This is a genomic window from Lentzea sp. NPDC037011, from assembly GCF_055607425.1.
This window is the reverse complement of record NZ_JBVJRT010000008.1, coordinates 115159-131437: the sequence shown is the minus strand read 5'-3', so window position 1 is coordinate 131437 and position 16279 is coordinate 115159. Positions and strand designations below refer to the sequence as shown.

Below are 16279 nucleotides of genomic sequence, written 5' to 3'. Positions count from 1 at the left end.
CTTCGTGGTGGGTGCGAGCGGGTCAGTCTGAGGTGAGCTCGGCGTACTTGGCCGCGGTGAGCAGGTCCTCCGCGGAGTCCACGCGCACCTTGAACAGCCAGCCGGCGCCGTACGGGTCGGTGTTGATGATCGCCGGGTCGTCGACGACGGCGGTGTTGACCTCGAGGACCTCGCCGGTGACCGGGGAGAACAGGTCGCTGACGGACTTGGTGGACTCCAGCTCGCCGCAGACCTGGTTGGAGACGACCTCGGCCCCGACCTCGGGGAGCTGGACGAAGACGATGTCACCCAGCGCGTCCGCGGCGTACTCGGTGATCCCGCAGGTCAACGGGTCCTGGGTGCCCGGCGTCCAGTCGACCCACTCGTGTTCGGCGGTGTAGAGCAGGTTCTCGGGGAACTCCACGGCGACTCCTCTGGCAGATGACGGGCAGGAAACGTGCGCCCCCTCCGCCGTGCAGAGTTGCCTACCCCGAGTGGTCTTGCTGCCTGAGAGTGTGCGGGAGCTTGCCCCTTCGGCGCCCCGACCAGCTCGTCGAGGTCTCTCCCACCCGGGTTCTGGTGCCCGTCAGGGGCACCGCGGCCGTTATTCAGTTCCGGTGGGAACGCTATGTGGGCCCGCCACCGGGTGTCAACGCGGGACCGGTACAGGCGTGGCGCAGGTCGCTTTGTCCCAGCAGCACAACCGGCCTGGTCCCGAACAGTGCAACCCGCACAGTGACATGACCTCCCGGCTGCCCCACATTGTGAGATAGCAGCCAGCCGAAACGGAGGAGTCATCGTGCGGATCGCCGTTCCTCGCGAGATCAAGAACCACGAGTACCGCGTCGCCCTCACGCCGGCCGGGGCCCACGAGCTGACCAGCCGGGGCCACGACGTGTACGTCGAGCAGGGCGCCGGTCTGGGCTCCGCGATCACCGACGAGGAGTACCTCGCCGCGGGTGCGAAGGTCCTCCCGACCGCCGACGACGTCTGGGCCGAGGGCGACCTGGTCCTCAAGGTCAAGGAGCCGATCGCGGAGGAGTACCCCCGCCTGCGCTCCGGCCAGACCCTCTTCACCTACCTGCACCTCGCCGCCGACAAGCCGCTGACCGAGGCCCTGCTGGCCTCCGGCACCACGGCCATCGCCTACGAGACGGTGCAGCTGCCGAACCGCTCGCTGCCGCTGCTCGCCCCGATGTCCGAGGTCGCGGGCCGCCTCGCCCCGCAGGTGGGCGCGTTCAGCCTGATGAAGCCCTCCGGTGGCCGCGGCGTGCTGCCCGGCGGCGTCCCCGGTGTCGCCCCGGCCCGCGTTGTCGTGATCGGCGGCGGTGTGGCCGGTGTCAACGCCGCCACCATCGCCGTCGGCATGGGCGCCGACGTGCAGATCCTCGACACCAACGTCGACCGCCTGCGCCAGATCGACGCCCAGTTCCAGGGCCGCCTGCGCACGCTCGCGTCCAACTCGTTCGCGATCGAGCAGGCCGTCCGCGAGGCCGACCTGGTCATCGGCGCCGTCCTGGTGCCGGGTGCCGCGGCCCCGAAGCTCGTCTCGAACGCGCTGGTCGCGGAGATGAAGCCGGGTTCGGTGCTCGTCGACATCGCCATCGACCAGGGCGGCTGCTTCGAGGACTCGCGCGCCACCACGCACGCCGAGCCGACCTACGAGGTCCACAACTCGGTGTTCTACTGCGTCGCCAACATGCCCGGCGCCGTCCCCCGCACCTCCACCTACGCGCTCACCAACGTGACGCTGCCCTACGCGGTCGCGCTGGCCGGCAAGGGCTGGGAGAAGGCGCTGAAGGACGACCGTTCGCTCGCCCTGGGCCTCAACGCGCACGCCGGTCAGCTGACCAACGGCCCGGTGGCCGAGGCGACCGGCCTGGTGCACACGCCGCTGGAGTCCGTGGTCTGAGAGCCAGTCGGATGGAGGAGCCCCCGCACGCGGAGCACGCTGCGGGGGTTTCGCCTTCACGGGCGCGCCTCCTCGCGGTCACCGCAGCGCGGCCACCCGCGCCTTGACCCCGTCGATCACGCAGTCCAGCCCGAACTCGAACTGCCCCTCCAGCGACCACAGCTCCTGCTGGTCCAGCATCTCGACGTAGCGGGGGTGCTTCTCCCGGTACAGGTCCGCGATCCGGCCGAGGTCCGGTGGCGGTTCGTCGTGGCCGCCGCGGCTGCGGAAGTTCGCCTCCGCCGTCGTGTACCCGACGACGAAGCTCGACACCGCCGACATCGCCTGCGACGCCTGGACCATCGTCAGGCCGGCCGCCCGCATGGGTTCGAGCATCGCGTCGGCCATGGCGACGGCGTTGGGACCGATGGTGGTGAACTCGCCGATGCCGCGCACCCACCACGGGTGTGCGAGCGCAAGACGGCGGAACGCGTGCATCATCTCGCGCAGCGCGGGTTCCCACGCGGCGCCGGGGGCCGGGCGCGGGAACTCGCCGTAGATCTCGTCGAGGCACAGCTCGATGAGCGCGTCCTTGGTGGGCACGTGCCAGTACAGCGACATCGGGGCCGCGCCCAGCTCGGCGGCGAGCTTGCGCATGGACAGCTTCGCCAGGCCGTGCTCGTCCAGCACCTCCATCGCCTTGCGGACGATGGCCTCCCGGCTCAGGCCGAGGTGCTGGCCGCTCGCCGGCCTGGGTTTGCCGAACCACACGCTGTCCACGGCTCGATACTAGGCACGCCGCAGCAGCACGCTCGCCACAACACCTCCCAGGAACACGGACACGGCGCCGGCCACCAGGCTGACGCTCATGCCCGACGAGAACGCCTCGCGCACCACGGTCAGGTCCGCGCCGCTGTGCAGCGCCTCCGACAGCGACCGTCCCGGCACTCCGTCGGGCAGCGCGGCGACGAACCGCGCGGACAGCAGCGCGCCGAGGATCGCGATGCCGAACGACGAGCCCAGCTCGGTCAGCGTGGACGACAGGCCGGAGGCGATGCCGGCGCGTTCCGGCGGGATCGCGCCCATCAGCGCGTTGACGGCAACCGGTTGTGCCACACCGACACCGACGCCGATCAGCACCAGCCCGGCCAGCGTCGGCGGGTAGGTGGTGCCGATCGAGAGCAGCACCACGCCGCCCGCGACGACCGTCATGCCGAGCAGCATCGCCTTGGCGGCACCCAGTTTCAGCACGAGCTGACCGAGGGTGTTGCTGGTGACGAGCAACGCGATCGCCATCGGCGCGACGCGCAGGCCCGCCTCCAGCGGGCTGTAGCCGAGCACGCCCTGGAGGTGTTGCGTCAGCAGGAAGAGCGAGCCGGCCATGCCGAACGCCGCCAGCACGCCCGACGCCACGGCACCGGTGAACCGGCGGTCGGCGAAGAACCCGAGGTCGAGCATCGGGTCGGTGGTGCGCCGCTCCCACCACGCGAACACGGCCATCGCGACCAGCCCCAGTGCGAGCGGCACGCCGAACCGCGGCGAGCCGAACCCGTTCTCCGGCACCGAGATCACCGCGTACACCAGCGAGACCATGCCGATGATCGACAGGACCGAGCCGAGCACGTCCGGCTTGCGCACGGCCGGGTCCTTGGACTCCGGCACGAGGAACGCCACCGCCGCGATCGCGAGCAGCGCCACCGGCACGTTGATCAGGAACACCGAGCCCCACCAGAAGTGCTTGATCAGCGCGCCGCCGATCACCGGACCGGCCGCGAAGCCGAGGCTGGTGACCGCTGCCCAGATGCCGATGGCCTTCGGGCGTTCCTCCTCGTCGAACAGCTGCATCAGCACGGCCAGCGTGCCGGGCATCAGCAACGCCGCCCCGACGCCCATGAACCCCCGCGCTGCGATCAGCGCCTCGGACGAGCCCGCGCAGGCCGCCACGGCACTGCCCGCGCCGAACAGCGCCAGCCCTCCCAGCAACGCCCGCTTGCGGCCGAACCGGTCGCTCAGCGAGCCGGTCGTGAGCAGCAGGCCCGCCAGCGCCAGCGAGTAGGCGTTGATCATCCACTGGATGTCGGCGGTGCTCGCGCCCAGACCGGTGGAGATGGACGGGATCGCCACGTTCAGCACGGTGTTGTCCAGCACCACGACCATCACGGACAGGCAGAGCACGCCGAGCACGGCCCAGCGCTGCGGATGTGGCTGCACGCCGACGGTTTCTGTCGTGGTCGCACTCATGAAAACCTCCCCCTTACGGTGTACGAGCAACTTACAGCGTACGAGACCGCAGGGCGCAAGGGGATTTTCTGAACAAGAGGGAAGAAGTGGGAAAAATAAAGGGCGGCCGCGCTCAACCAGCCTGGGGGTCACTGGGAGCGGGGCCGCCGGGACCAAATATAGCGGCTCTTCGGCGGTGGCGCCCAGCACCCCCGCCGAAACGCGACCCAAAAGTTGCCTCGCCCAGACCACCGCCGTGTCCCGCTCATCCGGCAAACGAGTGAAATCCCCCGCTGCCGGTGCGCCGAGCAGGGCCGACGGCCGATGAAGCAGGAGTCGGGTGTCCCTCGAAGGGAGATTCCATGGCTGAACCACAGGGCTGGATCCACTGCCACGACCCGTTCGGTCGAGACAGGTCGATGACCGTTCTGGTGGAGAACGACCGGGTTCTGCTGGTCGCACCACCGGGCGAGGCCGCTGTGATGTCCGCCACCCAGACGCGCCGGCTCGGCTCCCTGCTCGACCAGGCCTCGGCGAAGATGTGATGGACGAGGTCCTGCGCGACGCGGTGCTGCACCGGTTGGCGCTGCTGGAGGAGGTGGCCGAGCAGGGCGCGGCCGAGGCGCTGGTCCCGTTGGCCCGCACCGAGATCCACCGCCTGGCGGACGGCTGGCGGTTGCTGCTCACGCTGCACCAGCCCGACGAGGACGGCCGGTGCCGGACGTGCCCGAGCCGGCTGCGGTGGAGGCGGCGCTGGCCGTGCCAGGTCTGGAACACGGCACACCGGCACCTGATCGGAGAGGGGCTGCCGCACCGGGAACGCCGCGGGCCGCTGCGCAACCCGTTCACCCGATCCGGTGCGATCGCCGAAGTGCCCCCGCGGACCCCCGCCGAGCCCACGCCCGAGCTGCCGATCTTGACCGACGCACCGCAGGTGGTGCACCGCGCGCCGGTCGTGTCGCGGCCAAAGCACGCGTTGCCCGACTGACCATCAGGCAGGATGGGCCGCATGCATGACGGCAGCGGCCTCATCGCGGTGCAGAACCTGACCAAGCAGTTCGGTTCGGTCGCCGCGGTGCAGAACCTGAGCTTCACCGTGTCACCCGGCAGCGTGACGGGCTTCCTCGGCCCGAACGGCGCGGGGAAGACGACGACCCTGCGCATGTTGCTGGGACTGGTGAAGCCGACCAGTGGCATCGCGACGATCAACGGCAGGCCGTTCCACCAGCTCGGCCAGCCCGGCCGCGTGGTGGGCGCGGTGCTGGAGGCGCAGGGCTTCCACCCGGCGCGCACGGCCCGCAACCACCTGCGCGTGTACGCGGCGGCGATCGGCGTGCCGGACGCGCAGGCCGACCAGGTCCTCGGACTCGTCGGCCTCGCGTCCGCGGCGGACCGCAACGTCGGCGGGTTCTCGCTGGGCATGAAGCAGCGGCTGGCACTGGCCACCGCGCTGCTCGGCGACCCGCAGGTGCTCGTGCTCGACGAACCCGCGAACGGCCTGGACCCCGAGGGCATCGCGTGGCTGCGGACGTTCCTGCAGTCCTACGCGCGCATGGGGCGCACGGTGCTGATCTCCAGCCACCTGCTGGCGGAGGTCGAGCAGACCGTCGACCAGGTGGTGATCATCTCGCGCGGGCAGACGATGTTCTACGGCCCGCTGGACCAGCTGCGGCAGTCGCAGCGCAAGCGCGTCCTCGTGCAGCCGTCGGACGTCAACTCGCTGGCGACCGCCCTGCGCACGGCCGGCGTGCACGTCGAGCAGCTGCCGGACGGGCGGCTCGCGGTGTCCGGTGTGGACGCCAAGTACGTGGCGGACACGGCGTTGCAGGCGAACGTGTCGATCTACGGCATCCAGGAGGAGCAGGTCGACCTCGAACAGCTGTTCTTCCAGCTCACCAGTGGCCAGTACGCCGGGTACGCGCCGGCGCCGTACCAGCAGCAGCAGCAACAGCAACAGGGTGGTTGGGCCTGATGGGCAACCTCGTACAGGCGGAGCTCCGCAAGACGACCACGACCGGGCTGTGGTGGGGGCTGCTGATCCCGACCGCCGTGCTGGCGCTGGGCTGGGGGCTCGCGACCGGTCTGCTCGGGCAGTTCTTCGTCGACCTCGCGTCGTCGTCGGACGTGGACGAGGTGTCGGACTTCCTCGGCGTGACGCCGGACCAGTGGAAGATCTCGCTCTTCGGCATCGCGCGGGCGATCAACGTGTCGACGATCTTCCCGTTGATCTTCGGTGCGCTGGCCGTGTCCGGTGAGATCCAGCGGCGGACGATCACCACGACGTTCCTGACCGCGCCTTCGCGGATGCAGGCGATGCTGGCCAAGATGCTGGTCTACATCTTGTGGGGCGCGATCTACGGCCTCGCGATCATGGCCTTCATCGCGCTGGGCGTGGTGCTCACCTCGAACTCCGGACAGCTGCCGGACGCGGGTGGCTGGGCGATGCTCACGCTGGTCTGCGTGCTGTCGTCGATCCTGATGACGATGTTCGGCGTCGGCGTCGGGGCGTTGATCCCGAACGTCGCGGGCTCGGTCGTGATCCTGATCCTGTACTTCCTGGTGATCGAGAACGTGCTGCACTTCGTGCTCGCCTACCTCGAGGTGCCGTCGGTGATCGGGTTCCTGCCGAACGGGTCGATCAACGGGTTGACCGGGTCGGTCGCGGTCGACCTCTTCCTGTCCACGGCCGGTGTCGTGCCGCCGGAGATCGAGGACGTGCTGCGCGCCATCGCGGGTGCGTCCGGCGCGCTCGACTGGTGGTGGTCGGGACTGGTGTTCGTGGCGTGGGCCGGCGTGGTCTTCGCGGGCGGCTGGGCGGCGACCCAGTCCAAGGACATCACCTGACCTGCGGTTATCACGATTGTCAGACCCGGTCCGTAGCCTCATCCGTGTGAAACAGGGCTGGGTCCGCCGACTGGTGGCGGCGTGTTGGCAGCACCCGCGGCTGGTGGTGCTGTCAGTGGTCGCCGCCGTCCTCGGCGTGGGTCTGCAGGCGGCCGGGCCGTTGCTGCTCAAGGTCGCGGTCGACGACTCGACGGCGGGGCGCACGGACCGGTTGGTGATGCTGGTCGTCGCCCTGGTCGTGCTGGAGGTGCTGACGTTCGCGTCGGCCTTCGTGCGGCGCTACGTCGGCGGACGGCTGGCGCTCGACGTGCAGCACGACCTGCGGCGGTCGGTGTTCTCCTCGGTGCAGCGGCTGGACGGCGCGAAGCAGGACGAGCTGCGCACCGGGCAGATCGTGTCCCGGTCGATCACCGACCTGCAGCTGGTGCAGTCGCTGCTGATGATGGTGCCGCTGGCGGTGGGCACCGTCGTGTTCGCGCTGGCCGCGCTCGCCGCGATGCTCTACCTGTCGGTGCCGCTCACGATCGTCGCGCTGGTCGTGCTGCCGCTGGTGGCGTGGCTGGCCGGGCGGACCCGGCTCACGCTGTTCCCGGCCACCTGGTCGGCCCAGCAGCGCGCAGCCGACCTCGCGCAGCACGTCGAGGAGACCGTCACCGGCGTGCGCGTCGTGAAGGGCTTCGGCCAGGAGGCGCGCGAGGTCGCCCGGCTGGAGAAGCACGCGCGGTGGCTGTTCGCCGAGCGGATGCGGGCCGCGAAGCTGTCGTCGCGGCCACTGGCGACCGTCACGGCGCTGCCGCTGCTGGGGCAGGTCGGCGTGCTCGGGCTGGGCGGCTGGCTCGCGTTGCACGGGCAGGTCACGCTGGGCACGTTCCTGGCGTTCTCGGCGTACGTGGCGAACCTGGTCGGACCGACCAGGCTGCTGTCGAGCCTGGTGGTGTCCGCGCAGCTCGCGCGGGCCGGCGTGGAGCGGGTCTACGAGCTGATCGACTCGCAGCCGGACGTCACCGACGGGCCCGACGAGGTGCCGCCGGGTCCGCTCGGGGTGTCGTTCTCGGGCGTCACGTTCGGCTACACGCGCAGTGAGCCGGTGCTGACGGACTTCTCGATCTCGGTGGAGCCGGGCGAGACGCTGGCGCTGGTCGGCACCGCCGGATCGGGCAAGTCGACGGTGTCGCTGCTGCTGCCCCGGTTCTACGACGTGCACTCGGGTGCGGTCGCGGTGGGCGGCGCGGACGTGCGGACGTTGCGGCTGGAGTCGTTGCGCGGCGCGGTGGGCGTGGTGTTCGAGGAGGCCTTCCTGTTCTCCTCCAGCGTGTTCTCGAACATCGCCTACGGCAGTCCCGACGCCTCGCGCGAGGAGGTCGAGCGGGCGGCGAAGGCCGCGGAGGCGCACGACTTCATCCAGGCGCTGCCGGACGGGTACGACACGGTGGTCGGCGAGCGCGGGCTGACGTTGTCCGGTGGTCAGCGCCAGCGGGTGGCGCTGGCGCGGGCGCTGCTGTCGGACCCGCGGATCCTGGTGCTGGACGACGCGACGTCGGCGGTGGACAACGCGACCGAGGCCGCGATCCACGCGACGCTGGCGTCGGTCACGGCCTCCCGCACGACGTTGCTGGTGGCGCACCGCCGTTCCACGCTCTCGCTGGCCGACCGGATCGCCGTGCTGGACGCGGGCCGGGTGGTCGACGTGGGCACGCACGAGGAGCTGACCGAGCGGTGCGCGCTGTACCGCGACCTGCTGGCCGGTCCCGGCGAGGCGATCGAGTCGGCGGCCCCGGCACCCACCGGTGACCTGTGGCCGGAGGTGTCGCAGGAGGAGCTCGACCAGCGCCTCGTCGAGGACGCCCGGCCGGCCGGTGGCTCCGGTGCCGCCGCGCTGTCCGGTCGCCGCGGTGGTGGCGGGGGCGCCGCGTCCGCGCTGGCCGGTGGCCCGCCGACGCCGGAGCTGCTGGCACAGGTGCGCGCGTTGCCGCCCGCGACGGAGGAGCCGGTGCTGACCGAGGACCCGACCACACCCGACCCCGGCTTCCGGCTGGCCCGCCTGGTGCGGCCGGTGCGGTGGGCGTTGTTCGGCGTGGGCGCGCTGGTGGTCCTGGACGCGCTGGTCGGCATGGGTCTGCCCGCGCTGGTCCGGCTCGGCGTGGACGGCGGTGTGGTGGGCGGCGAGACGTCGTCGCTGTGGCTCGCGGTCGCACTGGGCGTGGGGCTCGTGGTGGCCGGCTGGCTGACGACGGCCGGCAGCACCGTGCTCGCCGCCCGGCTCGGCGAGCGGCTGCTGTACCTGCTGCGCGTCCGCAGCTACGCCCACCTGCAGCGGCTCGGGCTCGACTACTACGAGCGCGAGATGGCCGGCCGGATCATGACCAGGATGACGACGGACGTGGACGCCCTGTCGACGTTCCTGCAGACCGGCCTGGTCACCGCCGTGATCAGCCTGCTGACCGTCGTCGGCGTGACCGTCGCCCTGGTGGTGACCGACCCGTCGCTGGCCCTGATCGCGCTGGCCGTGCTGCCGCTGCTGGTGGTCGCGACGATCGTCTTCCAGCGCCTGTCCTCGGCGGCCTACGCGGAGGCCCGCGAACGCGTGAGCGCCGTCAACGCCGACCTGCAGGAGAACGTCTCCGGCCTGCGCGTCGCCCAGGCCTACACCCGCGAACGCCGTTCCGCGGAGGCCTTCGCCGAACGCAGCGACGCCTACCGCCGCACCCGCCTGCGCGCGCAGCGGTACATCGCGACGTACTTCCCGTTCGTCGCCATGCTGTCCGGCGTGGCCCAGGCCATCGCCCTCGCCGCCGGCGCCCACCGCGTCGCCACGGGCAGCCTCAGCCCCGGCGTGCTGCTGGCGTTCCTGCTGTACCTCGGCATGTTCTTCAGCCCGTTGCAGCAGCTGTCCGGTGTCTTCGACGGCTACCAGCAGGCCCGCGTGGGCCTGCGCCGCATCGGCGACCTGCTGCGCACCCCGACCACCGTCTCCCCACCGGCGTCCCCGGTGCCGGTCCCGGCGCACCTGCGCGGCGAGGTGGAGCTGCGCGGCGTCTCCTTCGCCTACCCCGGCACCGACCAGCCGGCCCTCGCCGACGTCTCCCTGCACGTCCGCCCCGGCGAGACCGTGGCACTGGTCGGCGAGACCGGCGCCGGCAAGTCGACCCTCGTCAAGCTGGTGGCCCGCTTCTACGACGCCACCGCGGGCACCGTCCTGGTCGACGGCGTCGACATCCGCGCCTACGACCTCCAGGCCTACCGCCAACGCCTCGGCGTCGTCCCGCAGGAAGCCCACCTGTTCGGCGGCGACGTGGCGGAGAACGTGGCCTACGGCCGCCCGACCGCCACCCACGACGAGATCGAGCAGGCCGTGACCTCGGTCGGCGCCTTGCCGATGGTCGCCACCCTCCCCTCGGGCTTCCACCAGCCCGTCGGCGAACGCGGCAACCGCCTGTCCGCCGGCCAACGCCAACTGGTCGCCCTCGCCCGCGCCGAGCTCGTGCACCCCGACCTCCTGCTCCTGGACGAGGCAACCGCAGCCCTCGACCCGGCCACCGAGTCCGCGGTCCTCGCGGCCAGCGACCACCTGGCCGGCTCCCGCACGACCTTCGTGGTCGCCCACCGCCTGGCCACCGCGGCCCGCGCGGACCGCATCGTGGTGCTGGAAGCAGGCCGCGTCGCCGAAGTCGGCACACACGACACCCTCCTGGCCGCCAACGGCGCCTACGCCCGCCTCTGGCGACACGGCACCTCAACCCCCTGACCCCTCGCCCCTGCTCCCGCCGCCCGCCGCAGGCGGCCAACGCGAACACGCTGCCGCCCGCCCGCGAGGTCGGCCGCGCAGGCACTCGCCCGCGCCTTCGCACCGCGGTAGGCGGGCGCGTGCCGTTTGCGGTCAGCACCGGGTTGAGCCGGACACGCTGCCGGTCACCTCGGGAGGGGTGGTCACGCAAAGCGTTCACCTGCGCCTCGCACCGCGGTGAGGTAGACGCGCGCCGGATGCGGGCGACACCGGGTTGAGGCGAGCACGCTGCCGGTCACCTCGGAAGGGGTGGTCGCGCAAGGCGCTCGCTTGCGCCTTCGCACCGCGAATGGGCACGTCGCCCACAGTCTTGGCGCCAGGGGCCAGGCACGTTCTCTGTCACGTCGGCACAGCGGTCGGCCACGTCGACCGCTGTGCCGGCACGCGGGCTGGGCACGTTGCCTGTCACGTCGGCACAGCGGTCGGCCACGTCACCCGCCACGTCGGCATGCGGGCCAGGCACATCGCCCACCACATCGGCACCCAAGTCGAACAGCCACGGACCATGCGTTCGGGGCCCATCGCCGCTCCGCGGCAACCTCCGCCCCGACCGCCACCCGCCCCACGACACCAACCCCGCCCGTGGCGCCCCCCACGAAACCCTCGTGATCAGCCCCGTCCTCACGTACAAAGCGAACACCCTCACCCCAGGAGCTCGCCGTGCCCGGTCGCCTCAAGGTCCTCTACGTCACCGACCTCTCCTACCCCGCCCGCGGCCGCCGGTACTGCGACGAGGACATCCACCTGACGTCCCGCCTGCGCGAGCACTTCGACATCGCGCTGTGCAACCCCCGGGACGCCGCCGCGTTCATCCGCGGCGGTGGCGGGTTCGACGTCGTGGTCGTGCGCAACAGCGGGCCGGTGATCGACTACCCGGAGGCGTATCGGGAGTTCAGGGAGGCGGCACTGGCGAGTGGCATCACCGTCTACAACCCGCTCACCGGCAAGGGCGACATGGCGGGCAAGCAGTACCTGGTCGACCTGACCGCGCTGGGGTTCCCGGTCATTCCCACGGTGGAGCGGGTCGCGGACGTCGGGCGGTTGCCGGAGGCGGAGCTGTACGTCGTGAAGCCGAAAGCGGGAGCGGATTCTCACGGGCTGGAAATCGTCCCGCGCGAGAAAATCCGGGACGAGAGCGACATGCTGGTCCAGCCGAAGGTCGACTTCGAATACGAGGTGTCGTTCTACTACGTCGACCGCGAGTTCCAGTACGCGTTGAACGCACCCGATCCCACTCAGCGCTGGGAGCTGGTCGAGTACCGGCCTACCGGTGCGGACCTCGCGTTCGCGGAGAGGTTCGTCGAGTGGAACGGGCTGGAGCACGGCATCCAGCGGGTCGACGCGTGCCGGACGCGGGACGGGGAGCTGTTGCTGGTCGAGCTGGAGGACCTCAACCCGTACCTGTCGCTGGACCGAGTGCCTGAGCGGACGAGGGACCGGTTCGTCGAGGCCGTGGTCAAGTCGATCACCGGTTCGGCCGGCTGACCGGAAGAGCGGGATCATTCCTCTGAGCGAAGTCGTCGTACCCGTCGTGATCTGATCACTGCGTTCGGTGTCCGTCCCGGTCCGGGAGCGCGGCGGAAAAGCACGATGGGATGCTTCACAGCGAGTTCCACCTCAAGGGATGCTCAACTGCGGGTGACGTGAAGGCCGTCCTGATCGATCCTGTGACAGAGCACTCCTTGCCAGGTGCCTCCAGCGTGTGAAGGGCCACGCTGAGGGGACTAACCTGACTACCGCATGAGTCACCACCAAGAGCGAGATGGATAGAGGCGAGCGCCAGCCGTGTCCAGCAGCAGTCCTGCGTCACAGTTCGGGCCGAACGAGTGGCTCGTCGAGGAGATGTACGAGCAGTTCCTCGCGGACCCGTCATCCGTAGACCCGGCATGGCATGACTTCTTTGCCGACTACAAGCGATCGGGCGGGAACGGGAACGCCGCCTCGGCGAGCGCGGGTGGCACGACGACCACCACGACCGTGACGCCACCTGCCGCTGACACCGGCAAAGCCCAGGCCGCCCCCAAGGCCGAGGTCAAGGCCGCGCCGCAGCCCGCGGCCGCGAAGCCGGCGGCCGCCAAGCCCGCCGCCGCGAAGCCCGCCGCCGCCGCCAAGCCCGCGGCTGCCAAGCCGGCGCCGCAGCAGGCCGCGAAGGCCGCCCCGGTCACGCCGAGCGCGCAGCCCGAGCAGAAGCAGCTGCGCGGTGCCGCCGCCGCCATCGCGAAGAACATGGAGCTGTCGCTCACCGTTCCGACCGCGACCAGCGTGCGTGCCGTGCCCGCCAAGCTGCTGGCCGACAACCGCATCGTCATCAACAACCACCTGAAGCGGACGCGTGGCGGGAAGGTCTCCTTCACCCACGTCATCGGCTACGCGGTCGTGCGGGCGCTGCAGGCGTTCCCGAACATGAACCGCCACTACGCCGAGGTGGACGGCAAGCCGTTCGTCGTCACGCCGGAGCACGTGAACTTCGGCCTGGCGATCGACCTGCCCGGCAAGGACGGGCAGCGCACGCTGGTCGTCGCCTCGGTCAAGGGCTGCGAGAACATGACGTTCACGCAGTTCTGGCAGGCCTACGAGGACCTGATCCGCAAGGCCCGCGGTGGGTCGCTCACGTCGGAGGACTTCTCCGGCACCACGATCTCGCTGACCAACCCCGGCACGATCGGCACGAACCACTCGGTGCCGCGGCTGACCGCGGGTCAGGGCACGATCGTCGGCGTCGGCGCGATGGAGTACCCCGCGCACTTCCAGGGCACCAGCGAGCAGGCGCTCACCGACATGGGCGTCAGCAAGATCATCACGCTGACCAGCACCTACGACCACCGCATCATCCAGGGTGCGGAGTCCGGTGAGTTCCTCAAGCGGATCCACCAGCTGCTGCTCGGCGAGGACGGCTTCTACGACGACATCTTCGCGTCGCTGCGGCTGCCGTACGAGCCCATCCGCTGGGTCGCCGACATCCCCGAGGGCGCCGTCGACAAGACCGCCCGCGTGATCGAGCTGATCGACGCGTTCCGCACCCGCGGCCACCTGATGGCCGACACGGACCCGTTGAACTACCGCCAGCGCAGCCACCAGGACCTCGACGTCCTGAGCCACGGCCTGACGCTGTGGGACCTCGACCGGGAGTTCCCGGTCGGCGGGTTCGCCGGTCAGGAGCGGATGAAGCTCCGCGACATCCTCGGTGTGCTGCGCAACTCGTACTGCCGCACGGTCGGCGTCGAGTACATGCACATCCTGGAGCCGGAGGAGCGGCAGTGGATCCAGGAGCGCGTCGAGGTCCCGCACGAGAAGCCCCCGGCCACCGTGCAGAAGTACATCCTCAGCAAGCTCAACGCGGCTGAGGCGTTCGAGACGTTCCTGCAGACCAAGTACGTCGGGCAGAAGCGCTTCTCGCTGGAGGGCGGCGAGACCGTCATCCCGCTGCTCGACGCGGTGCTGGACAAGGCAGCCGAGCACGAGCTCGACGAGGTCGTCATCGCGATGCCGCACCGCGGCCGCCTGAACGTCCTCGCGAACATCGTCGGCAAGCCGATCTCGCAGATCTTCCGCGAGTTCGAGGGCAACCTCGACCCCGGTCAGGCGCACGGCTCCGGCGACGTGAAGTACCACCTCGGTGCCGAGGGCAAGTACTTCCGGATGTTCGGCGACGGCGAGACCAAGGTGTCGCTGACGGCGAACCCGTCGCACCTGGAGGCGGTCGACCCGGTGCTCGAGGGCATCGTGCGCGCCAAGCAGGACCTCATCGGCATCGGCGGCGACACCTTCCCGGTGCTGCCGGTCGCCATGCACGGTGACGCGGCGTTCGCCGGTCAGGGCGTCGTGGCCGAGACGCTGAACCTGGCCCTGGTGCGCGGTTACCGCACCGGTGGCACGGTCCACATCGTCGTGAACAACCAGGTCGGCTTCACCACCGCGCCGGAGCACTCGCGGTCGTCGAAGTACTCGACCGACGTCGCGAAGATGATCGGCTCGCCGATCTTCCACGTGAACGGTGACGACCCCGAGGCCTGCTACTGGGTCGCGAAGCTCGCTGTCGACTACCGCCAGCGGTTCCGCAAGGACGTCGTGATCGACATGGTCTGCTACCGCCGCCGCGGTCACAACGAGGGCGACGACCCCTCGATGACCCAGCCGGCGATGTACGACGTGATCGACCAGAAGCGCTCGGTGCGCAAGACCTACACCGAGTCCCTGATCGGCCGCGGCGACATCACGGTCGAGGAGGCCGAGAAGGCGCTGCAGGACTTCTCCAGCCAGCTGGAGCACGTCTTCAACGAGGTCCGCGAGCTCGAGAAGCACCCGATCGTCGCGAGCCCGTCGGTCGAGTCCGAGCAGCAGGTCCCGGCGAAGCTGCCCACGGGCATCACCCGTGAGGTGCTGGAGCACATCGCCGACGCGCACGTGAACCTCCCGGAGGGCTTCACGCCGCACGCCCGCGTCAAGCCGGTGCTCGACCGCCGCGCCAAGATGGCGCGCGAGGGCGGCATCGACTGGGCGTTCGCGGAGCTGCTCGCGTTCGGCTCGCTCGCGCTGGAGGGCCGCAAGGTCCGCCTGGCGGGCCAGGACTCGCGCCGCGGCACGTTCGTGCAGCGCCACGCGACCCTGATCGACCGCAAGACCGGCGAGGAGTACACGCCGCTGCAGAACCTGTCGCCGGACCAGGGCAAGTTCATGGTCTACGACTCGGTGCTGTCGGAGTTCGCGGCGGTCGGCTTCGAGTACGGCTACTCGGTGGCGAACCCGCAGGCGCTGGTGCTGTGGGAGGCGCAGTTCGGCGACTTCGTCAACGGCGCGCAGCCGATCATCGACGAGTTCATCTCGTCCGGTGAGGCCAAGTGGGGTCAGCGTTCCGACGTCGTGATCCTGCTGCCGCACGGCCACGAGGGCCAGGGCCCCGACCACACGTCGGGCCGCATCGAGCGCTGGCTGCAGCTGTGCGCCGAGGGCTCCATGACCGTCGCGGTGCCCTCGACGCCGGCGAACTACTTCCACCTGCTGCGCCGCCACGCCCTCGACGGCGTCGACCGGCCGCTGATCGTCTTCACGCCGAAGTCGATGCTGCGCCTCAAGGCGGCCGTCAGCGGCACGGACGAGTTCATCAACGACCGCTTCCAGTCGGTGATGGACGACCCGACCGTCAAGGACCGCAACGCGGTCACGAAGGTCCTGCTGTGCAGCGGCAAGATCTCCTACGAGCTCCACTCGGAGCGGGAGAAGCGCGCGGCGAGCGACGTGGCGATCGTGCGCGTCGAGCAGCTCTACCCGGTTCCGGCCCGCAAGCTGACCGAGACCCTGGAGAGCTACCCGAACGCGAAGGACATCCGCTGGGTGCAGGAGGAGCCGGCGAACCAGGGTGCGTGGCCGTTCTACGGTCTCGCCCTGCCGGAGCTGCTGCCCGCGCACCTGTCCGGTGTGAAGCGGGTGTCGCGCCGCCCGATGGCCGCGCCGTCGGCCGGTTCGAGCAAGGTGCACGAGGTCGAGCAGCGCGAGATCATCAACCGCGCGTTCGAGTAAACCCGGGTACGCCCGAACGAGCCGCCGGATCCGACTGGGTCCGG

At 70.5% G+C, this 16279-nt stretch carries 11 protein-coding genes and 1 riboswitch; of the genes, 8 read left to right on the top strand and 3 right to left on the bottom strand.

What is annotated here, in order from left to right:
- Positions 1 to 22 precede the first annotated feature (22 nt).
- Positions 23 to 403, bottom strand: a complete 381-nt coding sequence (gcvH, locus tag ACZ7CH_RS25340) for a glycine cleavage system protein GcvH (protein ID WP_360395239.1) — start codon at positions 401 to 403, stop codon at positions 23 to 25.
- Positions 404 to 464: 61 nt separating this feature from the next.
- Positions 465 to 557, bottom strand: a riboswitch (glycine riboswitch).
- A 221-nt stretch (positions 558 to 778) separates the two neighbouring features.
- Here gcvH and ald point away from each other — a divergent pair.
- Positions 779 to 1891, top strand: a complete 1113-nt coding sequence (gene ald / locus ACZ7CH_RS25335; RefSeq protein WP_360395237.1) for an alanine dehydrogenase — start codon at positions 779 to 781, stop codon at positions 1889 to 1891.
- Between the two features lie 78 nt (positions 1892 to 1969).
- Here ald and ACZ7CH_RS25330 read toward each other — a convergent pair whose 3' ends face one another.
- Positions 1970 to 2650, bottom strand: a complete 681-nt coding sequence (locus ACZ7CH_RS25330; RefSeq protein WP_360395235.1) for a TetR/AcrR family transcriptional regulator C-terminal domain-containing protein — start codon at positions 2648 to 2650, stop codon at positions 1970 to 1972.
- Between the two features lie 9 nt (positions 2651 to 2659).
- Entirely contained in the window at positions 2660 to 4111 is a 1452-nt protein-coding gene (locus tag ACZ7CH_RS25325) for an MFS transporter (protein WP_470375049.1), read from the bottom strand.
- 341 nt (positions 4112 to 4452) lie between these two features.
- On the opposite strand from ACZ7CH_RS25325, the gene ACZ7CH_RS25320 reads away from it, so the two are divergent.
- From ACZ7CH_RS25320 to ACZ7CH_RS25290, 7 genes are all read left to right on the top strand, one after another.
- The gene (locus tag ACZ7CH_RS25320; RefSeq protein WP_360395230.1) at positions 4453 to 4635 is read left to right on the top strand and encodes a hypothetical protein; all 183 of its coding nucleotides are present in this window, start codon (positions 4453 to 4455) and stop codon (positions 4633 to 4635) included.
- A complete protein-coding gene (locus ACZ7CH_RS25315) occupies positions 4635 to 5078 on the top strand; it encodes a hypothetical protein (protein WP_360395227.1) in 444 nt (147 codons plus the stop codon). The genes ACZ7CH_RS25320 and ACZ7CH_RS25315 overlap by 1 nt, the downstream gene beginning before the upstream one ends.
- A 21-nt stretch (positions 5079 to 5099) precedes the next feature.
- Positions 5100 to 6062, top strand: a complete 963-nt coding sequence (locus ACZ7CH_RS25310; protein WP_470375048.1) for an ABC transporter ATP-binding protein — start codon at positions 5100 to 5102, stop codon at positions 6060 to 6062.
- Positions 6062 to 6934 (top strand): ABC-2 transporter permease, encoded by an 873-nt coding sequence (locus ACZ7CH_RS25305; RefSeq protein WP_360395221.1) that lies wholly within the window; start codon positions 6062 to 6064, stop codon positions 6932 to 6934. The genes ACZ7CH_RS25310 and ACZ7CH_RS25305 overlap by 1 nt, the downstream gene beginning before the upstream one ends.
- Before the next feature lie 46 nt (positions 6935 to 6980).
- On the top strand, positions 6981 to 10679 hold the full coding sequence (locus ACZ7CH_RS25300) for an ABC transporter ATP-binding protein (protein WP_470375047.1): 3699 nt from the start codon (positions 6981 to 6983) through the stop codon (positions 10677 to 10679).
- Between the two features lie 699 nt (positions 10680 to 11378).
- The gene (locus ACZ7CH_RS25295) at positions 11379 to 12203 is read left to right on the top strand and encodes a hypothetical protein (protein WP_470375046.1); all 825 of its coding nucleotides are present in this window, start codon (positions 11379 to 11381) and stop codon (positions 12201 to 12203) included.
- A 300-nt stretch (positions 12204 to 12503) separates the two neighbouring features.
- Entirely contained in the window at positions 12504 to 16235 is a 3732-nt protein-coding gene (locus ACZ7CH_RS25290; RefSeq protein WP_470370184.1) for a multifunctional oxoglutarate decarboxylase/oxoglutarate dehydrogenase thiamine pyrophosphate-binding subunit/dihydrolipoyllysine-residue succinyltransferase subunit, read from the top strand.
- Positions 16236 to 16279 lie beyond the last annotated feature (44 nt).

Bases quoted from the DNA above. Each gene is read 5' to 3' on its own strand.
- ACZ7CH_RS25310 (WP_470375048.1), top strand. From the start codon at position 5,100: ATGCATGACGGCAGCGGCCTCATCGCGGTGCAGAACCTGACCAAGCAG.
- ACZ7CH_RS25320 (WP_360395230.1), top strand. From the start codon at position 4,453: ATGGCTGAACCACAGGGCTGGATCCACTGCCACGACCCGTTCGGTCGA.
- ACZ7CH_RS25305 (WP_360395221.1), top strand. From the start codon at position 6,062: ATGGGCAACCTCGTACAGGCGGAGCTCCGCAAGACGACCACGACCGGG.
- ACZ7CH_RS25315 (WP_360395227.1), top strand. From the start codon at position 4,635: ATGGACGAGGTCCTGCGCGACGCGGTGCTGCACCGGTTGGCGCTGCTG.
- ACZ7CH_RS25325 (WP_470375049.1), bottom strand. From the start codon at position 4,111: ATGAGTGCGACCACGACAGAAACCGTCGGCGTGCAGCCACATCCGCAG.